Source organism: Nocardioides maradonensis, assembly GCF_054777115.1.
The window spans coordinates 1-24,347 of the sequence record NZ_BAAHAZ010000010.1 but is presented as its reverse complement, the minus strand read 5'-3'; the positions used below and the strand labels follow the sequence as shown (position 1 = coordinate 24,347).

General features: G+C 72.0%; 24 protein-coding genes. 14 read left to right on the top strand and 10 right to left on the bottom strand.

The genetic code is table 11. The features are described 5' to 3' along the window. Positions 1–16 precede the first annotated feature (16 nt). Complete coding sequence (locus tag ACYVAQ_RS13285; RefSeq protein ID WP_460790270.1) at positions 17–1,057, top strand: SDR family oxidoreductase; 1,041 nt, start codon at positions 17–19, stop codon at positions 1,055–1,057. Beyond that, positions 1,050–1,511 carry a vitamin K epoxide reductase family protein gene (locus ACYVAQ_RS13280; RefSeq protein ID WP_460790268.1) on the top strand — a complete coding sequence of 154 codons (462 nt, stop codon included), beginning with the start codon at positions 1,050–1,052 and terminating at the stop codon, positions 1,509–1,511. Before ACYVAQ_RS13285 ends, ACYVAQ_RS13280 begins: the two co-directional genes overlap by 8 nt. On the opposite strand, the gene ACYVAQ_RS13275 is transcribed toward ACYVAQ_RS13280, so the two are convergent. From ACYVAQ_RS13275 to ACYVAQ_RS13255, 5 genes are read right to left on the bottom strand one after another with little or no spacing between them, the layout of a single operon-like run. Continuing rightward, positions 1,465–3,303: a glycoside hydrolase family 15 protein gene (locus ACYVAQ_RS13275; protein WP_460790265.1), complete on the bottom strand. Its 1,839-nt coding sequence runs from the start codon at positions 3,301–3,303 to the stop codon at positions 1,465–1,467. The genes ACYVAQ_RS13280 and ACYVAQ_RS13275 overlap by 47 nt on opposite strands. Before the next feature lie 54 nt (positions 3,304–3,357). Next, positions 3,358–4,686: a cytochrome P450 gene (locus ACYVAQ_RS13270; protein ID WP_460790264.1), complete on the bottom strand. Its 1,329-nt coding sequence runs from the start codon at positions 4,684–4,686 to the stop codon at positions 3,358–3,360. Then, positions 4,687–6,645 carry an acyl-CoA dehydrogenase family protein gene (locus tag ACYVAQ_RS13265; RefSeq protein WP_460790261.1) on the bottom strand — a complete coding sequence of 653 codons (1,959 nt, stop codon included), beginning with the start codon at positions 6,643–6,645 and terminating at the stop codon, positions 4,687–4,689. It abuts the gene before it with no gap. A 1-nt stretch (position 6,646) separates the two neighbouring features. Continuing rightward, complete coding sequence (locus ACYVAQ_RS13260; RefSeq protein WP_460790259.1) at positions 6,647–8,485, bottom strand: peroxidase family protein; 1,839 nt, start codon at positions 8,483–8,485, stop codon at positions 6,647–6,649. A 59-nt stretch (positions 8,486–8,544) separates the two neighbouring features. Continuing rightward, the gene (locus ACYVAQ_RS13255) at positions 8,545–9,174 is read right to left on the bottom strand and encodes a hypothetical protein (protein ID WP_460790256.1); all 630 of its coding nucleotides are present in this window, start codon (positions 9,172–9,174) and stop codon (positions 8,545–8,547) included. Positions 9,175–9,345: 171 nt separating this feature from the next. Between ACYVAQ_RS13255 and ACYVAQ_RS13250 the strand changes: the two genes are divergently transcribed. Beyond that, positions 9,346–10,539, top strand: a complete 1,194-nt coding sequence (locus ACYVAQ_RS13250; RefSeq protein WP_460790254.1) for a PucR family transcriptional regulator — start codon at positions 9,346–9,348, stop codon at positions 10,537–10,539. On the opposite strand, the gene ACYVAQ_RS13245 is transcribed toward ACYVAQ_RS13250, so the two are convergent. After that, complete coding sequence (locus tag ACYVAQ_RS13245; RefSeq protein WP_460790251.1) at positions 10,506–11,600, bottom strand: alpha/beta fold hydrolase; 1,095 nt, start codon at positions 11,598–11,600, stop codon at positions 10,506–10,508. The genes ACYVAQ_RS13250 and ACYVAQ_RS13245 overlap by 34 nt on opposite strands. Before the next feature lie 79 nt (positions 11,601–11,679). Between ACYVAQ_RS13245 and ACYVAQ_RS13240 the strand changes: the two genes are divergently transcribed. The 5 genes from ACYVAQ_RS13240 to ACYVAQ_RS13220 all read left to right on the top strand — a co-directional run bounded on the left by ACYVAQ_RS13240 (position 11,680) and on the right by ACYVAQ_RS13220 (position 17,270). Beyond that, on the top strand, positions 11,680–12,654 hold the full coding sequence (locus tag ACYVAQ_RS13240) for an AraC family transcriptional regulator (RefSeq protein ID WP_460790248.1): 975 nt from the start codon (positions 11,680–11,682) through the stop codon (positions 12,652–12,654). Between the two features lie 86 nt (positions 12,655–12,740). After that, entirely contained in the window at positions 12,741–14,333 is a 1,593-nt protein-coding gene (gene mhpA, locus ACYVAQ_RS13235) for a bifunctional 3-(3-hydroxy-phenyl)propionate/3-hydroxycinnamic acid hydroxylase MhpA (protein ID WP_460790246.1), read from the top strand. Beyond that, positions 14,330–15,373 carry an alpha/beta hydrolase family protein gene (locus tag ACYVAQ_RS13230; RefSeq protein ID WP_460790244.1) on the top strand — a complete coding sequence of 348 codons (1,044 nt, stop codon included), beginning with the start codon at positions 14,330–14,332 and terminating at the stop codon, positions 15,371–15,373. Before mhpA ends, ACYVAQ_RS13230 begins: the two co-directional genes overlap by 4 nt. After that, positions 15,373–16,230: a dioxygenase family protein gene (locus ACYVAQ_RS13225; protein WP_460790241.1), complete on the top strand. Its 858-nt coding sequence runs from the start codon at positions 15,373–15,375 to the stop codon at positions 16,228–16,230. The genes ACYVAQ_RS13230 and ACYVAQ_RS13225 overlap by 1 nt, the downstream gene beginning before the upstream one ends. Then, a complete protein-coding gene (locus ACYVAQ_RS13220; RefSeq protein WP_460790239.1) occupies positions 16,227–17,270 on the top strand; it encodes a maleylacetate reductase in 1,044 nt (347 codons plus the stop codon). Before ACYVAQ_RS13225 ends, ACYVAQ_RS13220 begins: the two co-directional genes overlap by 4 nt. A 6-nt stretch (positions 17,271–17,276) precedes the next feature. Here ACYVAQ_RS13220 and ACYVAQ_RS13215 read toward each other — a convergent pair whose 3' ends face one another. After that, positions 17,277–17,564 (bottom strand): DUF1905 domain-containing protein, encoded by a 288-nt coding sequence (locus ACYVAQ_RS13215; protein WP_460790237.1) that lies wholly within the window; start codon positions 17,562–17,564, stop codon positions 17,277–17,279. Positions 17,565–17,578: 14 nt separating this feature from the next. Next, positions 17,579–17,956, bottom strand: a complete 378-nt coding sequence (locus tag ACYVAQ_RS13210; protein ID WP_460790235.1) for a DUF1761 domain-containing protein — start codon at positions 17,954–17,956, stop codon at positions 17,579–17,581. Between the two features lie 82 nt (positions 17,957–18,038). Between ACYVAQ_RS13210 and ACYVAQ_RS13205 the strand changes: the two genes are divergently transcribed. Continuing rightward, a complete protein-coding gene (locus ACYVAQ_RS13205) occupies positions 18,039–18,665 on the top strand; it encodes a TetR/AcrR family transcriptional regulator (RefSeq protein ID WP_460790233.1) in 627 nt (208 codons plus the stop codon). Positions 18,666–18,672: 7 nt separating this feature from the next. On the opposite strand, the gene ACYVAQ_RS13200 is transcribed toward ACYVAQ_RS13205, so the two are convergent. Beyond that, the gene (locus ACYVAQ_RS13200; RefSeq protein WP_460790232.1) at positions 18,673–19,353 is read right to left on the bottom strand and encodes a GntR family transcriptional regulator; all 681 of its coding nucleotides are present in this window, start codon (positions 19,351–19,353) and stop codon (positions 18,673–18,675) included. 152 nt (positions 19,354–19,505) lie between these two features. Here ACYVAQ_RS13200 and ACYVAQ_RS13195 point away from each other — a divergent pair, with 152 nt between their 5' ends. From ACYVAQ_RS13195 to ACYVAQ_RS13175, 5 genes are all read left to right on the top strand, one after another. Further along, positions 19,506–20,708 (top strand): amidohydrolase, encoded by a 1,203-nt coding sequence (locus ACYVAQ_RS13195; RefSeq protein ID WP_460790229.1) that lies wholly within the window; start codon positions 19,506–19,508, stop codon positions 20,706–20,708. 71 nt (positions 20,709–20,779) lie between these two features. After that, complete coding sequence (locus tag ACYVAQ_RS13190; RefSeq protein WP_460790227.1) at positions 20,780–21,688, top strand: ABC transporter substrate-binding protein; 909 nt, start codon at positions 20,780–20,782, stop codon at positions 21,686–21,688. 3 nt (positions 21,689–21,691) lie between these two features. After that, positions 21,692–21,868 (top strand): hypothetical protein, encoded by a 177-nt coding sequence (locus ACYVAQ_RS13185; RefSeq protein WP_460790226.1) that lies wholly within the window; start codon positions 21,692–21,694, stop codon positions 21,866–21,868. Between the two features lie 22 nt (positions 21,869–21,890). Next, a complete protein-coding gene (locus ACYVAQ_RS13180) occupies positions 21,891–22,610 on the top strand; it encodes an amino acid ABC transporter permease (protein ID WP_460790223.1) in 720 nt (239 codons plus the stop codon). Further along, on the top strand, positions 22,607–23,407 hold the full coding sequence (locus ACYVAQ_RS13175; protein ID WP_460790222.1) for an amino acid ABC transporter ATP-binding protein: 801 nt from the start codon (positions 22,607–22,609) through the stop codon (positions 23,405–23,407). Before ACYVAQ_RS13180 ends, ACYVAQ_RS13175 begins: the two co-directional genes overlap by 4 nt. 179 nt (positions 23,408–23,586) lie before the next feature. Here ACYVAQ_RS13175 and ACYVAQ_RS13170 read toward each other — a convergent pair. Further along, positions 23,587–24,347 (bottom strand): Glu/Leu/Phe/Val family dehydrogenase (locus tag ACYVAQ_RS13170; protein ID WP_460790219.1); only part of this gene is annotated, 761 nt, incomplete at its 5' end.

Below are 24,347 nucleotides of genomic sequence, written 5' to 3'. Positions count from 1 at the left end.
TGGGCACCGGCACCGCATGCATCGAGTCGTGGTGGTGACAGGAGCGAGTGCCGGGGTCGGTCGAGCGAGCGCGATCGCGTTCGGCCGTCGTGGCGACCGGGTCGTCCTGGTCGCGCGGGGGGAGAAAGGGCTGGAGGGAGCCGCCGAGGAGGTACGCCGGGCAGGCGGCCAGGCGCTCGTCGTACCCACCGACGTGGCGGACCCCGCCCAGGTCGAGGAGGCGGCGCGCCGGGCCGAGGAGCACTTCGGCGCCATCGACATCTGGGTGAACGTCGCCTTCAGCAGCGTGTTCGCGCCGTTCAAGGAGACCACGCTCGAGGAGTTCCGGCGGACCACGGAGGTCAGCTACCTGGGCTTCGTCCACGGCACCAAGGCCGCGCTGGACCGGATGCTGCCGCGCGACCGCGGCGCGATCGTCCAGGTCGGCTCGGCGCTGGCCTACCGCGGCATCCCGCTGCAGGCGGCGTACTGCGGCGCCAAGCACGCGATCCAGGGCTTCCACGACTCGTTGCGCTGCGAGCTGCTGCACGACCGCAGCGGGGTCCACGCGACGATGGTGCAGCTGCCGGCCGTGAACACGCCGCAGTTCGACTGGGTGCTCAGCCGGCTCCCGCGCCGGCCGCAGCCGGTGCCGCCGATCTTCCAGCCCGAGGTGATCGCCGAGACCATCGTGTACGCCGCCGAGCATCCCCGTCGCCGCGAGTACGTCGTCGGGGGCAGCGCCGTCGCCACGATCCTGGGCAACCGGATCGCGGCCGGCTTCCTGGACCGCTACCTCGCGCTCACCGGCTACGACTCCCAGCAGACCTCCCAGCCCGCCGACGCCGGCCGCCCGGCCAACCTGTGGGAGCCGGCCGACGGCCCCGACGGCCGCGACTTCGGCACCCACGGCCGCTTCGACGCGCGGGCGTCGACGCGCTCCCTCCAGGCCTCGCTGACCCGCTCGCCGCAGTGGGTGGCCCGGCTGGTCAACCCGATCGCGTTCGTGCTCGCGGGCGCCCGGATGGCGCTGCAGGACCCGCTGCCGTTCCTGCGGGCGCTCTTCTCCCGTGCCTGACGGCGTCCGTCGCGCGCTCGCGGCCCTGCTCGCGCTGCTGGGCGTCGGTGTCGCCGGCTACCTCGCCGCCGTCCAGCTGGACGTGGTCCGCCACGCCTGGGACCCGGTGTTCGGCGACGGCACGGACACGGTCATCGGGTCGTCGGTGGCCAACCTGCTGCCCTTCCCGGACGCGCTGCTGGGCGTTCTCGCGTACGCCGGGGAGGCGATGCTCGTGCTGTACGCCGGCACCCCGCACGGCCGGTCGCGCCGCTGGCCCGCGCTGCTGCTGGAGGTCGGGGCCGTCGGGTTCGCCCTCACCGGGGTCGGGCTCGTCGCGGTCCAGGCCTTCGTGGTCCACGCGTGGTGCTCGTGGTGCCTCGCCTCGGCCGTCGTCTCCTGGGCGATCCTCGCGCTGACCCTGCCGCTCAGCCGCTCGTCGACCCGTGGGCGATCTGCTGCTCGCTCCCGCTAGCCGAGGTCTGGGTGGCGCTGCCGCCGAGCTGCCGCGCGCTGTTGACCAGCCCGACCAGGCTGAACGCCTGCGGGGTGTTGCCCAGGTGGCGGCCGGCCTTCACGTCGTACTCCTCGCTGAGCATGCCGACGTCGTTGCGCAGCCGCAGCAGCCGCTCGAACATCGCGCGGGCCTCGTCCTCGCGGCCGGTGCCGTGCAGCGCGTCGACCATCCAGAAGCTGCACGCGAGGAACGCGCCCTCCCGGCCGGACAGCCCGTCGGTGCCGCCGTCCGCCTCCGGGTCGTAGCGCACCAGGAAGCCGTCGTGGCACAGCTCGCGCTCGACGGCGGCGATCGTCCCGTGGACGCGGGCGTCGTCCCAGGGGAGGAAGCCGACCCGGGGGATGAGCAGCAGCGCCGCGTCCAGCCCGCGCGAGCCGTAGAACTGGGTGAACGTCCCGCGCTCGGTGTCGAAGCCCTTCGCGCACACCTCGCGGTGGATCTGCTCGCGCAGCGCGCGCCAGCGGTCGAGCGGTCCGTCCAGCCCGTGGTTCTCGATGCTGCGGACCCCACGGTCGACCCCGGCCCACGCCATCACCTTGGAGTGGACGAACTGCCGGCGCTCGCCGCGGACCTCCCACATGCTGTCGTCCGGCTCCTGCCAGTGGCCCTCCAGCCAGTCCAGCAGGTCCCGCTGCACGTCCCAGGCGTGGTGCGTGATCGTCATGCCGCTCTCGCGCGCGAGGTGCAGGCCGTCGAGCACCTCGCCCCACACGTCCAGCTGGAACTGGCCCGCGGCGGCGTTGCCCTCGCGGACGGGCCGCGAACCGGCGTACCCGGAGAGCCAGTCGGCCGTCGACTCGGGCAGCCGGCGGGAGCCGTCGAGCCGGTACATCATCTGCAGCTTCGACGGGTCGCCCGCGACCGCCCGGACCAGCCACTCGCGCCAGGCCTTGGCCTCGTCGACGAAGCCGGTGCCGAGCAGCGCCTGCAGCGTGTACGTCGCGTCGCGCAGCCAGCAGAACCGGTAGTCCCAGTTGCGCTCACCGCCGATCTCCTCGGGCAGCGAGGTCGTGGCGGCCGCGAGGATCCCGCCGGTGGGGGCGTAGGTGAGCGCCTTGAGCAGCAGCAGCGAGCGTCGTACCGGCTCGCGCCACTCGCCGTCGTAGTCGCAGCCCCGCATCCACGACTCCCAGAAGTCGACGGTCTCGCGGAGCGCGCGTTCGGCGTCGACCCGCTTCGGCCGGTCGCGGTGCGACTTCTGGTGGGTGAGGACGAAGGTGACCCGCTCGCCGGCCTCGACGCTGAACCGTGCGCAGATGTCCCCGTCGTCGGTGCTCACCGGGACCGACGACGTGAACCAGACCGCCTCGGGTCCGGCGATCGCGGCGGTCTCGCCGTCGCGGCTGTGCTTGATCCACGGCGTGATCCGGCCCATCTCGAAGCGCAGCCGCAGGTCGGACTCCATCTCCACCCGACCCCGCCGCCCGTCGACGATCCGCACCACGTCCGCCGCCTCGCCGCGCTCCGGCATGAAGTCGGTGACGTCCACCTCGCCGTCCGCGGTCCGCCAGCGCGTGCGCAGGACGAGCGTCTCGCCGTGGTAGTGGCGGGTGCTGGTCGCCTCGCTGTCGGTGGGGGCGAGCCGCCAACGCCCGGCGTCCTCGTCGTCGAGGAGCGCGGCGAAGCAGGCGGGCGCGTCGAAGCGGGGCAGGCACAGCCAGTCGATCGAGCCGTCGCGGGCCACCAGGGCGGCCGTGTGCAGGTCGCCGATCAGCGCGTAGTCCTCGATCGGCTTGCTCGCCCCTGTCACCCGGCACCTCCTCGCGAACGGCTGTCGGTCCAGAGGTACCCAGCCGAGCCGGTTCTACGGCGTGGTGAGGTCGATCGCGCCGGCGTACACGTCGAAGCCGTGGGGCAGCCGGTGGTTCGGGTCGAGCTTCGGGCCGGAGGCCAGCACGGGTGTCGACGTGGTCAGGACGCGCGCCAGGAACGCCTGGCCGAGCAGCACCGACAGGCCCGCGCCGGGGCAGCCCTGCGGGCCGTGGCTGAAGAAGTTGAACGACCAGTCCTGGCCGGCGTCGCCGTCGCTCCACTCCTCGGGGGCGAACCGGTCGGCGTACGGGATCCGCTCGCGGTTGCGGTGGTTGAACAGGTTGTGGATCAGCAGCGGCGTGCCGGCGGGGGTCTTCTCGCCGTTCGCCCAGCGCACGTCCTCGGCCTGCACCCGCCCGAACAGCGCCGTGGTAGGCCACAGCCGCATGGTGTCGAGGATGCAACCGGCGAGGTACGACGCCCCGGCGATCGCCGCCACGTCGTCGGTGGCGTGACTCTCCACCTCGGCGAGCGCCTTCGCGCGCTGCTCTGGATGGGTGGCGAGCAGCGCCAGCGTGCGGAACAGGTTGGTGGGCAGCGTGTCGCCCATCGCGAACAGCCAGTGGATCAGCTGCCCGGGGACGTCGGTCTCCGCGTCCTGGGGCGCACCCGCGACCAGACCGGTGAGCGCGGTCTCGTCCGGCGCGTCGACGTACGCCGCCAGGTGCTCGTGGAACTCCTCGTAGCCCGCGGCGGGGGAGCCGGGCATCGAGTTGCCGGCGGCCATCAGCTCGCCGAGCCGCTCGGAGATCCAGGCGTCGTCCGCGGCGTACTCACCCAGCACGACGCGGCGGGTGAGCCGCTGGAACGCGAGGTTCAGCGCGTTGAAGGTGACCGGCTCGCCGGAGGCGACGAGGGCGTCGGCCTCCTCGGCCGCCAGCGCCACGAAGCCGGCGGCCAGCGGGTGCAGGGGCGAGCCCGGCTGGAGCACCGCGTCGGCGAACGCCCGCCGGTTCGCCCACAGGTCGCCGCGTGAGATCGACAGCGCCGTCGGCTGGAAGGCGCTCATGCCCTTCCGCTTGGCCTCCGGGTCCGACGCGAACGGGCTCGGGCTGCCACCGAGCACGAACCTGAGGTCGTCGGGATGGGTCAGGAGGAGCGTCTCCTCGGCACCGACCCGCACCCAGAACGGGTCCGGGCCGTACTTCGCCGCCAGGCCCGCGACCAGGTCGTAGGCCAGCCGCTCGGCCGGCACCTTGTTGATGACCGCGACGACCTTCTCCCGCTTGCGGAACAGGCCCTGGGCGACGTTCGGGACGCCGACCTGCGCGGTGAAGCGCACGCCCTCGATCACGGAGGCGTGCTGGAAGTCCTGAACCACTTAGATCTCCTGGGGGAGTAGTTCCTCGGGGACGCCGAAGGCGTCCACGAGGGTGAGGGCGTGTTTGCTGAGGTCACGGCACAGGGAGTCGACGGCGCGGGTGATCGCCTTGGCGCGCTCGGTCGAGAGGCGGCCGTGCTCGAGCCACCAGGCGCGGTCGCGCTCGATCTCGGCGAGGGCGTGCAGGCTGGCGAGGCGGGACAGCAGCTCCCGCTCCGGCCCCTCGGGCATGGCCTGCACGTTGGTGAGGAAGGCCTCGAACACGATGCGCTCCGCGTGCGCGGACGCGGCGGCGAGCAGGTGGTGCTGGCAGCGGCTGAACACCTCGGCCGGGTCCATGTCGGACTCCATGCCGCTCTTCAGTCGACGGGCCACGCTCGAGGTGATCCGCTCCTCCCGGGTGCGCAGCATCGCGAGCTGGTAGTCGTGGTCGACCAGGTCGCCGCCGGGCTCGGCGTCGTCGTTCCCGCGGGCGGCGTCGCGGACCCGCTCGACGAGCGCGCGGGCGATGGTCTTCTCGGCCAGCGTCTCGATCGCCTGGCGGCCGACGAACCGGGCGAGGGCCACACCGTCGAGCGCCCCGAACTCGTCGCGCAGGTCGGTCAGCCGGCCCTTGCCGACCAGCTGCAGCAGGATCGTGTTGTCGCCCTCGAAGGTGGTGAACACGTCGGTGTCGGCCTTGAGCGCGGCGAAGCGGTTGACCGTCAGGTAGCCGGCGCCGCCGCAGGCCTCCCGGCACTCCTGGATGGCCCGGGTCGCGTGCCAGGTGCCGAGCGCCTTGGTGGCCGCGGCGCGTGACTCCAGGGCGCGGCGGCGGCGTTCGTGCTCCTCGCCGCTGTGTGCGCCGTCGGGGTTGAAGCTGTCCTTGAAGTCCTTCGCGAGGCGTGCCTGGGCGAAGGTGAGGGCGTAGGTGCGCGCGATCAGCGGCAGCAGCCGGCGCTGGTGCTGGCCGTAGTCGATGAGCAGCGACTCGGGCTCGCCGGGAGGCCCGAACTGGCGGCGCTTCGCGGCGTACCTCGTGGCGATGGTGAGCGCGACCTTGCTGGCCTGGATGCCGGCGCCGCCCACGCAGACCCGTCCCTGGACGAGCGTGCCGAGCATCGTGAAGAAGCGCCGGTCGGGGTTCTCGATGGGGGAGGAGTAGACGCCGTCGGCGCTGACGTCGGCGTACCGGTTGAGGAGGTTCTCGCGCGGCACCCGCACCTGGTCGAACCAGATCCGGCCGTTGTCGACGCCGTTGAGCCCCAGCTTGCGGCCACAGTCCTCGATGCGTACGCCGGGAAGGGTGCGCCCCGACTCGTCGCGCAGCGGCACGAACAGCGCGTGCACGCCGTGGTTCTCGCCGCCGACGACGAGCTGCGCGAAGACGGCCGCCGCCTGCGCGTGCCGGGCGGCGTTGCCGATGTAGTCCTTGCGCGCGCTGTCGTCGGGCGTGTGGATCACGAACTCGTCGGTCTCCGGGTCGTACGTCGCCGCGGTGCCGAGCGCCTGCACGTTCGAGCCGTGCCCGGTCTCGGTCATCGCGAACGAGCCGAGCAGCTTGGCCTGGGCGATGTCGGACAGGTAGGCGTCGTGGTGCCGCTTCGTGCCGAGCTGGTGCACGGCGCCGCCGAAGAGGCCGAATTGCACGCCGAACTTCACCAGCACCGAGAGGTCGCCGAACGCGATCGTCTCGAAGGCGGCGACGTTCCCGCCGACGTCGTCCTTGCCGCCGTACTCGGCCGGGAAGCCGGAGGCGGTGAGGCCGGTCTCGGCCGCGACCACGACCATGTCGCGCACCTTGTCGCGGTACTCGTCGGAGGACCAGGTCTCGGCGTCGCGCCCGAAGGACGCGTGGTCGACCAGGTACTCCTTCACCTGCGCGCGGAGGGCGCCGTACTCACCGTCCAGGAGGGAGGCGAGCACGGCGCCGTCCACCGCGCCGGAGTCGAGAGGGACGTCGGTGGTCTCAGCGGTCATGTCAGCCCCAGGGCAGGTAAGCCTTCACGGTGTCCGCGGCTCGGATGATCCGCGGCTTCTTGCCCGGCTCGGTCTCGCCCAGCTCGTGCCATGGTGCGAACACGCGCTCGACGTCGCCGATCACCGGCTCCAGCTCAGGGTAGTGCCGCAGCAGGACGTCCTTCATGGTGTTGTTGTTGACCCAGTCGAAGCCGGTCTTGGTGTAGACCTCCGGGCGGAAGTCCTTGGTGAAGAACCGGTCGGACTTCAGCCGGCGCGAGGCCATCAGGATGAAGATCCGGAACGCCGTGTCGGAGAAGCCGAAGCCCTTCGGCGGCTGCTCGGCCTGCATGCCGATCTGCAGGTCGACGAGGTCGACGTCGCCGCCGTACAGCTCGTTGATCTCCTTGGCCCAGGCCTTGTTCGGCGTGATGTCGTCGATCGACTTGCGACGCGGCATCCGCAGCGCCTCGCGGAAGTCGTTGTAGCGCGGGACGCCGCGCTCGCGGTCGCGGACGATGTCGAGGGTGGCGAGGTCGGTGACCTGGCCGTCGACGCGGGTCAGGTTGCGCAGCGCGTTCGGGTAGTTCTTCAGGCAGACCGCACCGGCGCTGGCCTTGCCGATGGAGTACCACATGTCGCCCATCTGCAGGCTGTCCATGAAGTCGCGGGTGTAGCGGCCCTGGATGTCGGTGAAGTACTTGTGGGTCAGGAACTCGCCGCTCTCCAGCGAGAAGAAGTCCCAGTCGTCGGGGATGAGCGGGTGCATCCGGTAGACCGACACGAACTCCTCGGTCAGCGAGAACGGCGCCGCGTGGTGGTCGGTGCTCGAGCCGACGATGCCGGAGAGGGCCTCGGAGTCGCCGAGCCGGCCGATCCGGTCGCGGAAGGTCTCGCCGAGGGCGCCGTACCAGTTCGCGCTCATGCCGATCTGCAGCGCGGGGTGGCGCAGCACGCACGGGGTCCACTCCACCGTGTGGATCTTGGCGATGAGCGCCGAGACGACGAGCACGCCGAGCTCGAAGAGCCGCTGGTCGGACAGGTCCGGGTTGGACTTCTTGATCGCGGTGACGACGGAGTTGTGCTCGCGCGCGAACAGGGTGTGCAGCAGGCCCGGGCCGAACCACCAGTTCTCCTGCATGCCCGTCAGGTCGACGCCGGGGACGTCGCTGACCGGCAGCCGGCCGTCGTCGTCGACCTTGATCCTGCCGTCGACGAAGGTGCGGATCTGGCCCTGCTTCTCCTGGCCGCTGCCGTAGATCTGCGACCCGTCCCACCAGTGCGTCTCCTGGTTGGCGAACACGGGAGCCGGCTTGCCGTCCTCGATCCCGCCGCCGTGCAGCGGGATGGTCTCCCGGATCTGCATCGGGTTCTCCGGGAAGTCGTCGCCCTCCTGCAGCGGGATGTCGATGACGCGGTCGGCGCGGCCGTCGCCGTGGAAGAACCAGTTGTGGTTCTCGAACTGCAGCCACGCGGCGCCGAGCGCGTTGAGGATGCCCGCGGGCTTGAAGGTGTCGCGCGCCATCAGCCGGCGGCTGATCTCGCGCGGGTCGGGGTTGAGCAGGTTCTTGCGGTCGACCACGGTCTTCTCGATCGGCACGTTGCGGCCGAAGCCGGTGCCGCGGGCGCCCATCATCGGGCAGCCGAGGTCGTTCCAGGTGCCCTCCGGGGTACGGGCCCGCTCCACCTCGGGCGTGGGCTCGCCCATGTCGCCCTCGGGGCGCATGCCCTCGCCCTCGAAGAGGTTCTTCTCGCGCAGGTCGTCGCGTGCCTTCGACAGGTTGGCGAGCTGCAGCGCGAGCGAGGGGTGCTGGTACCACTCCAGGCCGAGCGGGTTGGTCGGGTCGAGCGTGGGCTTCATCGGTTGTCTCTCCTGGGTTCGGCGGGAGCGGTGGAGGGGTCGAGGGAGTACGTCGAGGCTCAGGTGCGCAGCGCGAAGTAGCCGAGCATCACGTAGGACTTCGTGGGCAGCCGGTAGAGGATCTTGCCCAGGTACGCGCCGGGCACCAGCTGGACGAGCTCGTCGCGGATGCTGCGGATGAGCAGCCGCGGGTTGCTGTCGATGTCGGCGTAGTCGATGACCATGACCTCGCGGTCCGGGTCGTCCTTGCCGGCCTCGACGTACGTCGTGAAGTCGAACGCGATCCGGCCGGCCTCCTCCTCGCGCATCGAGTAGCGCGGCCACAGCGCCTTGCTGACCAGCGTGGCCTGGTCGGTCATCCGGTTGTCGCCGGTCTGGGTCTCGGAGTCGAAGCGCTTGCCCTCCCACGGCATCCAGGCCGAGGTGAGCGCGTTGAGCGCGACGTCGGTCAGCCGCGTGGTCGTGGTCAGCACGAGGATGCCGTCGGTGGGCCCGTCCAGCCCGCGGGCGGGGGAGCCGGCGCGGAACAGCTCGTTGAGCTCGGCCTCCGCCGTGGAGCGATCGGACCTGCCGAGCTCCTGGAGCTCGACGATCCGCTCCCAGGCAGCGGCCGCGGCGCCCTCCGGGTCCGTGACGGCCTGCGCCTGCCACCCGGTGACGGAGTCGACCGCCGTGCTGTTGTCTGCCATCGGTTACCCCCAGTGCTGTGACGGGACTCACGAGTCCGAGGGTGACTCTAGGACCATCCGACGCGCGCGTGCAGGCATTCCGGTCGTGACCTCGCACAGCGATGGCGGGCTCCCGCTGTGGACCCTCACCATCGGGTTCATTGCGTCGGACGGCTCTCGTAGGGTCCGCCTATGACCGACGACGTCGCAGAGCTGCGCGCTTTCGCCGCATCGTTGCTCGACACCGTGACCCAGCGTGGGGCAGAGGTCGCGGAGCGGGTGCGTGAGCGGATCCCCTTCTACCGGGATGCGTCGTCGGTCAGCCTCGCCGACCTCGAGTCGAGCTGCGGGGACAACATCGGCTTCGTCATCGACGCACTGGCCCGGGGCGTGCCGACGGACCCAGCGCCCGCGGCTGCGACGGGGGTTCGCCGCGCCCAGGCCGACGTCCCGCTGCCGGCCGTGCTGGCGGCGTACCGGATCGGCTTCCAGGTCACCTGGGAGCGGTTCTGCGACGAGGCTCGGGCGCACGGGATCTCGGCCGACTCCATCCTGGCGGCCACGGCCGACGCGATGGTCGCCCACGACGTGTTCACCGAGGCGATGGCGCGTGCGTACAACACGACAGTGACAGCGCGCATCGTCAGCCAGGAGGCCGAGCGGTCCGCGCTGGTCGAGGCGCTGCTCGGGGGAAGGGTGCTCGACCGGCGCACGCTCTGGGAGGTGGCCGACCTGCTCGGGCTGCCCGTCTCCGGCCGCTTCGCCGTGGCCTCGGCGGTGCTCGCGCAGCCCGGCCGGTTCGCGCTGCCGGGGATCGAGACGGACCTGCTCGGGGTCGGCTGCCGGTCGGCGTGGCGGCTGCTCGCCGACGTGCAGGTCGGGGTCATCGACCTGGGCGACACCCGGTTGGAGCGGGTCATGGAGGTGCTCGGCGGCGGCACGGCCCGGGTCGGCCTGAGCCCGGAGTTCGACGAGATCAGCGCGGCCGCCCGGGCCACCGAGCTGGCGCGGCTGGCCGGCACCGCCGCACCGGCCGACGGCGGCGTCGTCCGGTTCGAGGACCAGCCGGTGCGGGTCGCCGCTGCCGCCGGCGGCGAGGTCGCGCAGCGCGTGGCGGCCGAGGTTCTCGGTCCGCTCGACGCGCTCGCCGAGGCCGAGCGCTACACCCTGCTCGAGACGTTGCAGGTCTGGGTCGACGTCGGCGGCTCCGCGACGAAGGCCGGCGAGCGGCTGTTCTGCCACGCCAACACCGTGCGCTACCGGCTGCGCCGGCTCGAGGACAAGACCGGCCGGCGGCTGGACCGTCCGGCGGACGTGGCCGCCCTGGTGCTGGCGCTGGAGACCCCGCCGGCTCAGTCGTGGTCGGAGAGGAAGTCGTCCACGTAGGTCCAGGTCGTGCCCGGCGCCTTCGTGCCGGTCAGGACACCGAGGTGACCACCGGGCGCCATCGGCAGCCGGACGTCCGGTGAGCTCGGCAGCAGGTCACCCACGTGGTGCGCGACCGGGGCCGGCACCAGGACGTCGGTCTCACCGGCCACGTTCATCACGGGTACCGTCACGTCGGCCAGGTCGACCATCCGGTTCGGTCCCTGCACCTTGCCGCTGGCGAGCTCGTTGCGCACCGCAAGCCTCTGGTAGGCCTGCAGCGTCGCGCGGCCCGGGTAGGTGAGCATGTCGTTCATGATCACGTCGACGGCCTGGATCTGACCCAGGAAGTCGCGCTCGTCACGGCGGGTCCACAGGGTCTTCGGCTTCTTCAGGTACGTCGTCGCCGCGGTCGCCTTGAAGCCCAGGCTCACCACCGGCGCAGGCACGGAGCCGGCCGCCTTGAGCGCGGTGCTGATGATCCGGCCGCCGGTCACCTTGCTGATCACGCGGACCGGCGCGAGCAGCGGGTTCTTGGACAGGTCGAACGGGCTGGCCACCATCGCGACCGAGCGGATCGGCAGATCCTGGTGGACGGCCGTGGTGCCGAGCGAGAACAGCCCGCCCATGCACCACCCGACCAGGTGCACGTCCTGGCCGTCGTTGTCCTCGGATACCTTGCGGATCGCCGGCGGCAGCACGTCATTGATGAAGTGCTCGATGCCGAGGAAGCGGTCCTCACCCTTGAGCGGCCCGTAGTCGACCAGGTAGGTCGGCCGGCCGGTGTCGACGAGGTGCTGGGCCAGCGACAGGCCCTGGCGCAGGTCGAAGCAGAACGCCTGCGCGCCGAGCGGCGGCACGAGGAGGACCGGGATGCCGCTCGTCTCCACGCCGTCGTCGGCGATGTAGCGGCGCAGCTCGCGGGTGCGCCCGGTGTCGATCACCTCCGAGGGCGTGCGGGTGGTGTCGGCGATGCCGCCCCGGACCAGGAAGTCCCACAGGTTGGTGATCGCCTGCCGGCGTACCTCCAGGGAACGCTTGGGGTCGAGCAGCTTGGGCAGGCGGGATCCGGTCTCCGACACGACGTACCTCCAGGTGAGAGCGGCCCATTGTGACCCAGCGGCCGGTGTGATGCACGTCATTCGGCCCTACCATTGCCCGGTGACGACCCTGGAGCGCTTCCTGGTGCTCCGGACGAGCAACATCGACGAGTTCCGTGCCAACGTCGCGCGGTTCCTGACTCCTCACCGCCTTGCGCCGCTCGGGCCGGCGGGTCCGGTCGAGGCCGACCTGGCCATGGTCGACCTGGGGCCGGTGTCGCTCGTCTACGGGCGCAACGCCGGCGCGGAGCTCCGCGTCCAGCTCACCGAGCAGGTCGACTACTACGACGTGAACCTCGCGCTGTCCGGGCACAACCTCCTCGTCACCGGCGACGAGCAGACCCGGGTGGACGCGACGACCGCCGGCATCATCTCGCCGCGGATGATGGCGGAGATGCAGCTCAGCGACGGGTACGGCCAGCTGCACGTGCGGATCGAGCGGCACGCCCTGGAGCGCCACCTCGAGGAGCTGATCGACAGGCCGGTGGCCGGGCCGATCCGGTTCGCCCCCGCCATGGACCTGGCCACGCCGGCGGCCGAGTCGTGGTCGCAGGCGGTTCGCCTGCTGGTGCGCGACCTCGAGGATCCCGCCGGGCTGGCCGGCACTGGCGAGAACAACCCGTGGAGCCGCTTCCTGATGAGCGGGCTGCTGCTCGCCCAGCCGCACAACTACACCGATCAGCTCGTCGACCGGCAGGGCGTGCGGCGGCCGCTCCCGCTCAAGCGCGTCATCGACCTGATCGAGTCCGACCCGGCCGGCGACCACTCGGTCGAGTCCTTGGCCCGGATCGCCGGGGTCTCGCCGCGGTCGCTGCAGCGTCACTTCCACGAGCACGTCGGCGCCACCCCGCGCGACTACGTGCGCCGGGTCCGGCTGGCTCGCGCACACGACGACCTGCTCGCCGCCGGTCCCGGCACGACGGTCGCCGACATCGCGCTGCGCTGGGGCTTCGCGCACGTGCCGCGGTTCGCGGCGGCGTACCAGGACAGGTACGGCGAGGCGCCGTCCCAGACCCTCCGCAACCGGACGATGTGACCGCCCGCACAGCTCATGTCGCGTCGCGGATCAGGGTGGCGTGAAGCGGATCGGCACGACCGCCGATCGTTCCTAGCGTCGCCTTCATGAGCAACGAGTACGACGTCGCGATCGTCGGATACGGACCAGCCGGCCTCGTGCTGGCATCCGCCCTCGGGAAGGCCGGCCACCAGGTGGTCGTCTTCGAGCGCTGGCCGGGCCTGTACGGGCTGCCGCGACTGACCCACATCGACGGCGAGACCGCTCGCGTGATCGCGTCGGTCGGCGACCTCGGCCACGCCCTGCGCGACGCGCTCCCGCTCGACTACTACCGCTACTACAACGGGGCCGGCGAGCAGCTGATCGAGCTGGACTGGCGCGGCGAGTCCAGCGGGCACCCCGCGCACATCTCGATGTACCAGCCCGACATCGAGGACGCCGTGGACGCGGGTGCCCGCGCGAGCGGGAACGTGGAGATCAACCAGGGGTGGAGCGTCGTCAGCTTCCGCGACACGGGGGACCGGGTCGAGGTCACGGCCCGGCCGTGGAGCCAGTCGCGCACCGGGCAGTGGTCGCACAGCGACGAGGAGCGCACGATCTCCGCCCGCTACCTGGTCGGAGCCGACGGGGCCAACAGCTTCGTCCGCACCACGCTCGGCATCGAGCGCAGCGACAACGGGGTGGACGACCGCTGGCTCAACATCGACACCGAGCGCCTGCATCCGCTCCCGGAACGGTTCGACCGCACCACCCAGTTCTGCGACCCGCTGCGCGGGCACATGTTCATGCCGATCGGCAGGAGCCGGCAGCGTTTCGAGCTCGCCGTCCTCCCCGGTGAGGACCTGGCTCCCTACGAGGACCCGGAGTTCGCGTGGAGCTGGCTGCGGGACACGCACGGGCTCGGGCCGGACGACGTACGGATCCTGCGCCAGGTCGTCTACACCTTCCAGGGCCGGATCGCGGAGCGGTGGCGCAGCGGCCGGGTCCTCCTCGCCGGCGACGCGGCGCACACGACGCCGCCGTACATGGGGCAGGGTGCGTGCTCCGGGATGCGTGACGGGATCACGCTGGCCTGGAAGCTCGACCTCGTCCTGCGCGGGCTGGCCGGGGACGAGCTGCTCGACACCTACGAGACCGAGCGGCGGCCGCACGCGACCGCGATCACCGAGATCTCGACCGCGCTCGGCAAGGTCGCCAACACCCACGACCCGGTCGAGGCGGCCGCACGTGACGAGGCGTTCCGGACCGGGAACGTGCCGCCGCCACCGGCGTTCCCCACGCTGGTCGCCGGGGTCGTCCACCACACCGGCGAGCAGGTGAGCCCGTACGCCGGCACGCTGACGCCGCAGGCTGTGGTGCGGACCGAGCGCGGGGAGGGCCTCTTCGACGACGTGGTCGGTCGTGGCTTCTCGCTGGTCGCGGCGGGGGACTGGCGCGCCGTGCTCGACGCCGAGCGGCTCACCTTCGTCGAGGCGCTGGGGGTCACCACCGCCACGCTCGCGCCGGGTGCCCCGGACTCGGTGGTCGACGTCGAGGGCAGGTACGCCGGCTGGCTGGCCGAGCACGACGCCACCGCGTTCATCGGCCGGCCGGACTACCACCTGTTCTGGGCCGGAGCGCTCGAGGACCTGCCGGAGGCACTGGACCAGCTCGGCGAGCGGCTGGCGTGGGCGGTCGTCCCGGTCGGGGCCGGCGCGTGACCGTGCTGCCGCCCGCCGACGTCCTGTGGCGGTCCATGTCGCCCTCCCGGATGCGCGACGCGGGGATGGCGGACGCCGACATCGCTGCGCTGCTGGCCGCCACGGACGAGGGCGGGGCCTGGGACGTGGTGCTCGAGGAGCTGGCCGTCCGCCGGCTCGCCGAGGCTCGGGCCGCGAGCGGAGCGGCAGCCGTCGAGGCCTACCGCCTCGCGGCCGCGGACCTGCTGTTCGCGCAGATGGCCTTCAACACCGACGTTCCTCGCAAGGTCGAGCTATACGAGCGCTTCGCAGGCGCGGTGGCCGACGCCGCGCAGATCGCCGGTTGGGAGTCCGTCACCGTGCCGTTCGGCGCAGGCCGGCTGCACGGTCTCCTCGTCCGCCCGACCGGTCCGGCGGCCGGCACCGTGCTGGTGTTCGGCGGGCAGTCGGGGTGGGGAGCGGCGTACCTCCGCGCGGCCGACGCGCTCGTCGCACGCGGTCTGGCCGCCCTGCTCGTCGAGGGTCCGGGCCAAGGGCTGACCCGCTTCGGCGGTGTGATGCTCGACGTGGACGTGCCGGCGGCGTACTCCTCGCTCGTGGATGTCGCGCTCGCCGACCCGACGCTCGGCGGTGCGGTCGGGCTCTGGGGCAACAGCATGGGCGGCCTGTACGCCGGCACGACCGCCGCCCGCGACCGACGGATCAGCGCGATCTGCGTCAACGGGGCGCCCGCCCGGCCACGGCTGCTCGGGTTCCGCACCTTCGACGAGCAGGCCGCGGCCATGCTGGGCACGACCGACCTGGACCGGGTGCAGGCCAACCTCGACCGGCTCGCCCTGCCCGACGACGACCGGATCGCGGGCGCGGTGCTCGTGCTGCACGGCGGCGCCGACCCGATCGTGTCGCTGGCCGAGCAGCAGCCTTTCCTCGACGCGACCGACCGGGCGACACTGAGGGTCTGGGACGACGGCGAGCACACGATCTACAACCACGCCGACGAGCGGACGGCCTTCGTCGCCGACTGGTTCGCCGAGCACCTGCGACCGGCCGAGGGGGCCTGATGGACTTCACCGAGGAGACCGCGCTGGACGCGGTGCTCGCGAGCTTCTCGAGCACGCCAGACGCCCGGGTCCGCGAGGTCCTGATGGCCGTGACGACGCACCTGCACGCCCTTATGCGCGAGGTGCGTCCCAGCATGGCCGAGTGGGAGCAGGCCATCGCCTTCCTGACCGCGGTGGGCCAGAAGTGCGACGACACGCGCCAGGAGTTCGTGCTGCTCTCCGACGTGCTGGGGATCTCCATGCTGGTCGAGACGATCAACGGCGACGAGCACGCCACCGAGGGGACGGTGCTGGGGCCGTTCCACATGACGGAGTCGCCAGCGCGGGAGCTCGGGGACTCCATCGACCTGCTCGGCCAGGGCACGCCGTGCCTCGTCAGCGGGACCGTCACCGACATCGCCGGGGTCCCGATCGCGGGCGCGAGCGTCGACGTGTGGCAGTGCACCGCGGAGGGCTTCTACGACGTGCAGCAGCCGGACGTGCAGCCGCCGGGCAACGGACGCGGGGTGTTCCGCACCGACGAAGCCGGCGGCTACCGGTTCCGGAGCGTCGTCCCGTCGCACTACCCGATCCCCACCGACGGACCCGTCGGCACGCTGCTCGACGCCACGCGGCGGCACCCGTTCCGGCCCGCCCACGTGCACCTCCAGGTCACCGCGCCGGGCTACGCGCCGGTCACGACGCACCTGTTCGTCGCCGACAGCCCCTACGTCGACAGCGACGCCGTCTTCGCGGTCAAGCGGTCGCTGGTGCGGGAGTTCGAGGAGTGCGACGACCTGGACGAGGCCCGCGCGGCCGGACTCCCGGTGCCCTTCCGGCGGGCCCGCTTCGACGTACGCCTCGTGGAGGAGGCATGAGCTTCACGTACGAGGCACTGCCGATGCGGGTCGTCTTCGGACCCGGGAGCCTCGCTCGGCTGGGGGAGGAGGTCGACCGGCTCGGCCTGTCCCGTGTGCTTGTGCTGTCGACGCCGGGGCAGCGGGCTCTCGGGGACCGGGCCGCGGCGCTGCTGGGGGATCGCTGCGTGGGTGTGCACGACCAGGCCCGCATGCACGTCCCCGTCGCGACCGTCGACGAGGCGATGGCGGTGGCCGACGAGCTCGGTGCGGACGGTTTCGTCGCGGCCGGCGGAGGCTCGACGACCGGGCTCGGCAAGGCCCTCGCCCTGCGCACCGGGAAGCCGGTCGTGGCCGTGCCGACGACGTACGCCGGTTCGGAGATGACCCCGATCTGGGGGCTCACCGACGAAGGCCGCAAGCAGACCGGCCGTGACCCGTCGGTGCTCCCGCGAGCGGTCGTCTACGACCCGGACCTCACCCTCGGTCTTCCCCTCGACGTCTCGGTCACGAGCGGTCTCAACGCCGTCGCGCACGCGGTCGAGGCGCTCTACGCACCGGACGGCTCGCCGGTGGTCGCGGCGATGGCCGAGCAGGGCGTGCGCGACCTCGTGGCCGCGCTCCCCGCTCTGGCGGCCTCTCCTCGGGACGGGTCGGCGCGGGCCGCCGCCCTGCAGGGGGCGTGGCTGTGCGGCGCGTGCCTCGGCGCCACCACGATGGGTCTGCACCACAAGCTCTGCCACGTCCTCGGCGGCATGTTCGACCTCCCGCACGCGACGACCCACGCGATCGTCCTGCCGCACGTGGCGGCCTTCAACCTGCCGGCGGTGCCGCCTGCTCTCGCGGCGATGCAGCGTGCCCTGGGCGTCGACGACCCGGCCGCGGAGCTGCTCGCGCTCGGCGACCGGCTCGGCGTACCTGGGGGACTGGCGGAGCTCGGCGTCGGCGAGGACGACCTGGAGCGTGTGGCCGACGAGGTGCTCGCCCACCCCTACGCGAACCCGCGCCCGGTCACCCGTCCCGAGCTGTCCGCCGTGCTGCGTCAGGCCTGGCGGCGCTGAAGGGGCTCAGCTGCGGCGGCGGGTCAGGCGGACCGTGACGGTGTCGCCGTCGCCCTTGCCGATCGCGCGGCGGACCGCGGCGGTGACGGGCAGCTTGTGGGTGCCGTCGCCGAGTGCCATGAACGCGCCCTCGAACGGCTCGCCGTCGACGGTGCCGGCGACCTTGACCAGGCCGCGCGTGCCGAAGATGCGGGCCGAGTCCGGGAGCTGGACGCAGGTCCAGGTGTCGCCGGGCCGGACCTTGCCGAGCACGGCGTCGAAGGTGATGTCGAGCGGACCGCTGCGATCGGGCACGGCTCCTCCTGGGTTCAGCGGAAGGCGCCGACGAGCGCGCCGATGATGGTGAGCTTCGCGATCCAGTCGATCGCGTGCACGGCCGCCAGTCGTACGGGCACCGACTCGTGCACGACCGCGCCCGACAGGATGGCTGCGGGCAGGACGCCGAGCGACAGCCCGAGCAGGGCGCCGGTGGCGGCGCCCGACCAGTCGGCGGCGTGCAGGAGCCCGGCGACGAGGCATGCGGCGACCAGGCTGCGGGCCAGGACGGCCGCCACCTGGGCGGGCATCGGTACGCCGGGGAGCGGCGTGCTGTGGCGCCGTACGAGCGAGGCCACCGGAGGAGCGCCGTACAGGACGGCGCTGAACAGGAACGAGGCGACGGTCGCGAGGAGGATGCCGATGACCATGAGATCAGCTCCGTGAGTACTAGTCGGTACTAAAGGACGCTACGCCGCTCTTTTAGTCCGGTCAAGTACTAAACTCGCGGGCATGAGCAGCACTCGTCCCCGCGGCCGCCCCGCCGGAAGCACCGGGAGCGACCTCCTCGCGGTCGCCCGCGAGGTCTTCCTCGAGCGGGGGTACGCCGGCGCCACGATGGACGAGATCGCGGCCCGGGCCCGGATCTCCAAGGCCTCGCTCTATCGCGAGCACCCCTCCAAGCAACGACTGTTCGCCGCGGTCGTGGACGACTGGGCCTCCGCCGGGCGCGATGCGATGCGCCCGTTCCTCGACCGGCTCGCCGACGGCACGGACACCCGTGCCGGCCTGGTCGAGCTCGCCGAGGCGATGCGCGCCGGCATCCTGAGCGCTCCGGTGCTCCGGATGCGACGTCTGGTCACCAGTGAGGCCGAGCGCTTCCCCGAGGTGGCGGGCCGCTACCTGGAGGCGAGCTGGGAGCGCAACGTCCAGGCCTTGGCCGGGGTGCTCGCCGGGCTCGACGCGCAGGGACGGCTCCGGGTGGCGGATACCCGGGTCGCGGCCGAGCAGCTCAGCTGGCTGGTCATCGGCGCCCCCCTCAACCGGCTGCTGCTCACCGGGGGAGAGGCGCACGGCGAGGTCGGAGGACCGGTGACGGCAGCCGTCGACCTGTTCCTCGCGGGCTACGGACCGGGCTGAGCCCGGCTCAGCCCTCCAGCGAGCGGCGGAGCTGCTGGATGGTCGACTCCCGGGTGGCGGCCACGTGCGACCGCATCAGCCGCTCGGCCTTCGCGGCGCTGCCGCTGCGGATCAGGTCGAGCAGCTCACGGTGCTCGTGCTGCAGGGCGTGGGCGTCGACCGCTTGAGCGATGCGGAACATCCGCAGCACCTGGCCCGACACCGAACGCATCATGGTGGTGAGGATCGGGTTGTGGGCCGCCTCGACGACCGCCTCGTGGATGTCGTTGTTGAGCCGGGCGGTCGTCCGCGGGTCCTTGCGGCGTACGGCGTCCTTGGCGTCGGCCACCAGGTCCTCCAGCCGCTGCAGGTCGGTGTCAGTGCGGCGCTTGGCGGCCGCGCCGGCGGCGAGCGGCTCGAGCGCCAGCCGCACCTCGAACAGGTGCTCCGCCGACTCCACGTCCAGCAGCGAGACCAGCGTGCCGCGCCGGGGGAGAACGGTGACCAGACCTTCGCCGGCGAGCTGCTGGATGGCCTCGCGCACGACGATCCGGGAGACGCCGAGCTGGTCGGCGATGTCGCGCTCGACGAGCCGCTCACCCGGGGGGAGCACCGACTCGATGATCTGCTCGCGCAGCTCGTCGCACGCGACGTCCCGCAGCGATCGGTAGCGCGCGCCGAGGCTGTCGGCGTTGGTCGCGTGCGTCATCGGCCCTCCTGTCCCTCGTCGCATTGTCTCGTATCCGAGAAGGGTCCGGCTGGACCGGCCTTCCCGGGGAGTCGTCGCCCGACCCACCATGAATCTTGTCACATCGCAGTCGACTGTTTACGGTATACCAAATACCAACGAGAGAGGTGGGCATGTCGCACAGCCTGATCGTCCGCGGAGCCACCGTTCCCGGGATCGACGAGTCGCAGGACGTCCTGGTCCTCGACGGCCGCATCGCCCGGGTCGCCACGGCGGGCAGCGAGGCCGCACCGGCCGGTGCGGGCGAGCTCGACGCGTCCGGGCTGCTGCTGCTTCCGGGCCTGATCGACGCTCACTGCCACGTCGACAAGACGTTGTGGGGCGGCCCCTGGGAGCCGCACAGCGCCGGGCCGCGGCTGGTCGACCGGATCGCCAACGAACGCGTACGCCGCACCGAGCTCGGCCTGCCCGCCGTCGAGAACATCGAGGCGCTGCTGCGGCACATGGTGAGCGTCGGCACGACGCGGATCCGCACCCACACCGACGTGGACCCGGGCGCGGGCCTGAGCGGCATCGAGGCCGTGGCCCGCGCCGCCAAGGCCGTCGACGGCCTGATCGACGTGGAGCAGGTCGCGTTCCCGCAGGACGGCGTCGTCCGCCGCCCGGGCACGCTGGAGCTGCTCGAGGCCGCGCTGGATGCGGGAGCCACGACGCTCGGCGGCCTGGACCCGGCTGGGGTCGACGGCGACCCGGTCGCCCAGGTGGACGCGCTCTTCGAGCTGGCCGCTCGCCGCGGCGCCGGCATCGACATGCACCTGCACGACACCGGCACGCTGGGTGCCTGGGAGATCGAGCTCGTCGCCCGCCGTACCGTCGAGCACGGGTTGCAGGGTCGCGTCGCCCTCAGCCACGCCGACGCGATGGGCACCGTGCCACCCGAGCACCGGCAGCGGTTGGCGGAGACCCTCGCCGAGGCGGGCGTCGCCCTCGTCACCGCCGCCGTGTACGACGTGCCCGTCCCCTCGCCCGTCACGATGTGCGACGCCGGCGTGGTGCTCGCCGCGGGCAGCGACGGCATCCGCGACCTGTGGGGCCCCTACGGCAACGGCGACATGCTGCAGCGCGCCATGCACGTGGCCTACCGCAACGGGCTGCGTCGCGACGACGACATCGCCCTGGCGCTCGCCTGCGCCACCACCAACGCCGCCCGGGTTCTCGGCCTGGACGCCTACGGCATCGAGGTCGGTGCGCCCGGGGACCTGGTCCTGGTCCGCGCGCGCACCGTCGCCGAGGCCGTCGTCAGCTTCCCGGTCCGCGAGGTGGTCATCAAGACCGGCCGCGTCGTGGCCCGTGAAGGCCGGCTGGTCGCGTCGTGACGACGTACCCGGCCGGCATGCCGATCCCTGCCCGTCCCCGCTTCGCCTGACCAACACCCTCTGGAGTCACCATGAAGTTCCTGCTCACCCTGGCCGCCGGCGCCACGCTGGCCTCGGCCCTGACCGCCTGCACGACGGCGTCGGAGACCGCGACCGACCTCCCAGGCCCGGCTGCCTCGTCCTCGGCCGTCACGGCGGTGGCGACCGACCCGGCCGTCGCCGCTCTGGTCCCGGCGAAGTACAAGTCCGCGGGCGCGGTCAGCGTCGCGATGGACGCGTCGTACCCGCCCTTCGAGCTGTTCGCGAACGACAACAAGACGATCATCGGCTTCGACGCCGAGTTCGCGACGGCCGTCGCCGAGAAGATGGGTCTGAAGGCGAAGCTCGTCAACGTCGGCTTCGACACGATCCTCACGGGCCTCCAGGCGGGACGTTACGACCTCGCCGAGTCGAGCTTCTCGGTGACGCCCGAGCGGCAGAAGGTCGTCGACTTCGTCGACTACCTGCAGGGTGGCGCGGGCATCGCGGTGCAGCCGGGCAACCCGAAGAACCTCTCGATGGACCCGATGGTGCTCTGCGGCCACTCGATCGCCGCGCAGAAGGGCACCACCCAGGCCATCGCCGAGCTGCCCGAGATCTCGCAGCAGTGCACCACCGCCGGCAAGCCCGCCGTCGACGCCCAGCTCTTCCCGTCGCAGAACGACGCGATCCTCGCCCTCGCGAGCGGCCGCGTCGAGGGGATGATGGCCGACAGCACCGCGATCTCCTACCAGGGCGAGCTGTCCGGCGGGAAGTTCGTGCTCGCGCCCGGCGACATCTACCAGGCCGCCCCCACCGGGATCGCCCTGCAGAAGGGCTCGTCGCTGCGTCCCGCGGTCAGCGCCGCGGTCAAGGCGCTGTACGCCGACGGCACCGTGCAGAAGCTGGCCGCGAAGTGGAACATCCCCGCCAGCAACCTCTCCAAGACCCCGGGGGCGTGAGCGATGACCGCTGTGGCAGCCCCGCTCGACGTCGAGCTCGCCGAGCTCACCGTCGTACGTCGTCGGCACCCGTGGCGCTGGCTGAGCGCCGGTCTCATGGCCGTTCGCCGCTCTGCTGCTCGCCGACGTCTTCCGGAACAAGCGCTTCGGCTGGGACGTCGTCTGGCTCTACCTGCGTGACATCTCGATCTGGCACGGCCTGGTGACGACGCTCGTCCTCACCGCGATCTGCATGGCGATCGGCATCGCGCTGGCCATCGTGCTCGCCGTGATGCGGCTCTCGGCCAACCCGGTCCTGCGGGGGACGGCGTTCGCCTACGTCTCGTTCTTCCGCGGTACGCCGGTCCTGGTCCAGCTGCTGTTCTGGTTCAACCTCGCGGCGCTCTACCCGGACATCACCTTCGGCCTGCCGGGCGTGCACCTCGACGCGAACACGCTGATCACGCCGTTCCTGGCGGCGGTGCTCGGGCTCGGGCTGAACGAGGCGGCGTACATGTCGGAGATCGTGCGGGCCGGCATCCTGTCGGTCGACCACGGCCAGAGCGAGGCGGCCGGCGCTCTCGGTCTGTCGCGCGGGCTGACCCTGCGCCGGGTGGTCCTGCCGCAGGCGATGCGGGTGATCGTGCCGCCGACCGGCAACGAGACGATCGGCATGCTGAAGACGACCGCGCTGGTCAGCGTCCTGGCGGTGCACGACCTGCTCTACTCCAGCCAGATCATCTACGCGAAGAACTTCCAGCCGATCCCGCTGCTCATCGTGGCGAGCATCTGGTACCTCGCGGTCACCACCGTGCTCGGCATCGGGCAGTACTACCTGGAGCGGCGCTACGCCCGCGGCAACCGCACCCTGCCGCCCACCCCCTTCCAACGGCTGCGTCAGCTGGTGCGGACGCATGCCCCGATCGAGAGGAGCGCGTCATGACCGTGCTCGCCGAGCAGCCGTCGCGGACCCTGTCGGCCCAGCCGATGGTGAGGGCGCAGGGCGTCCGCAAGTCCTACGGCCACCTGGAGGTGCTCAAGGGCATCGACATGACCATCCAGCAGGGTGAGGTGATGTGCCTGATCGGTCCGTCCGGATCGGGCAAGAGCACCTTCCTGCGCTGCATCAACCACCTCGAGGCGATCGACGGTGGCCGGATCTGGGTCGGTGACGAGATCGTCGGCTACCGGCAGCGCGGCACGAAGCTGCACGAGCTGAGCGACCGCGAGGTGTGCCGGCAGCGCACCCAGGTCGGGATGGTGTTCCAGCACTTCAACCTGTTTCCGCACATGACGGTGCTCGCGAACGTGATGGAGGCGCCGGTCAAGGTCCTCGGCCAGCCGCGGTCGCAGGTCGAGGCGCGGGCGAAGGAGCTGCTGGCGAGGGTGGGGCTGGCCGACAAGGCCGGCAGCTACCCGCGCCAGCTCTCCGGCGGCCAGCAGCAGCGGGTCGCCATCGCCCGGGCGCTGTGCATGGAGCCCCGGCTGATGCTCTTCGACGAGCCCACCTCGGCGCTCGACCCGGAGCTGGTCGGTGACGTGCTCGCCGTCATGCGGGACCTCGCGTCCAGCGGTATGACGATGCTCGTGGTCACCCACGAGATCGGCTTCGCCCGCGAGGTCGCCGACCGGGTCGCGTTCTTCGACGGCGGCACCGTCGTCGAGATCGGCCCGGCGGCCCAGGTCGTCGGCGACCCGCAGCACCCCCGGACCCGGGAATTCCTCGCCGCCGTGCGCTGATCTCGCTGCCCCGAACCCCGGAGCCCCGGCCGTCCCGAGATGGCCGGGGCTCCGGCCTGTCCGGGCTGGATGCGCGAAAAGACAGTTGTGGCCCGCCGAATGAAGGGTTGTGGCCCGCCGAGATCGCGATCTCGGCGGGCCACGACTGTCTTTTCGGCGGGCCGGGAGGCTTCTTTCGGCTAGGGGTAGAGGCCTCGCAGTTCGTGGGCTTGCTGGACGCGCTCGACGGCCAGGCAGGTGGCCGCGAGTCGCAGGGTGAGCTGGTGGGATCGGGCGTAGTCGAGGACCTCGTGCCAGGACCGGGTCATCCGGTCCACGAGGCGTTCGTTGACCTCGTCCTCGGACCACCAGTAGGACTGGTTGGCCTGGACCCACTCGAAGTAGGAGACGACCACGCCGCCGGCGTTGGCCAGGATGTCGGGTACGACGAGCACACCCCGGGCTTGCAGGATGCGGTCGGCCTCGGCGGTCAGGGGGCCGTTGGCGCCCTCCACGATCAGCCGCGCCTTCACCTGGTCGGCGTTCTGGGCGTGGACCACGCCCTCGATCGCGGCCGGCACGAGGACGTCGACGTCGGCGGTGAGGACGTCGGGGCCGTCGATCGGGGTGGCGTGGGGGAACCCGACGATCGAGCCGGTCTCGTCGACCCACGCCTCCAAGGCGGCGATGTCGATGCCGTCGGCGGAGAAGAGGGCGCCGTAGACGTCGGACACGGCGAGGACCTGGACGCCCTGCTCGGTCAGGATCCGGGATGCGCCGCGGCCGACCTTGCCGAATCCCTGCACCGCGGCGGTCGCCCCGGTCGGGTCGATGCCGAGGTGGCGCAGGGCCTCGACCGCGATCGCGACCACGCCACGGCTGGTGGAGGCGGCGCGGCCGCGGGAGCCGCCGACGGCCAGGGGCTTGCCGGTCACCACGCCGAGGACGGTGTGGCCCTTGC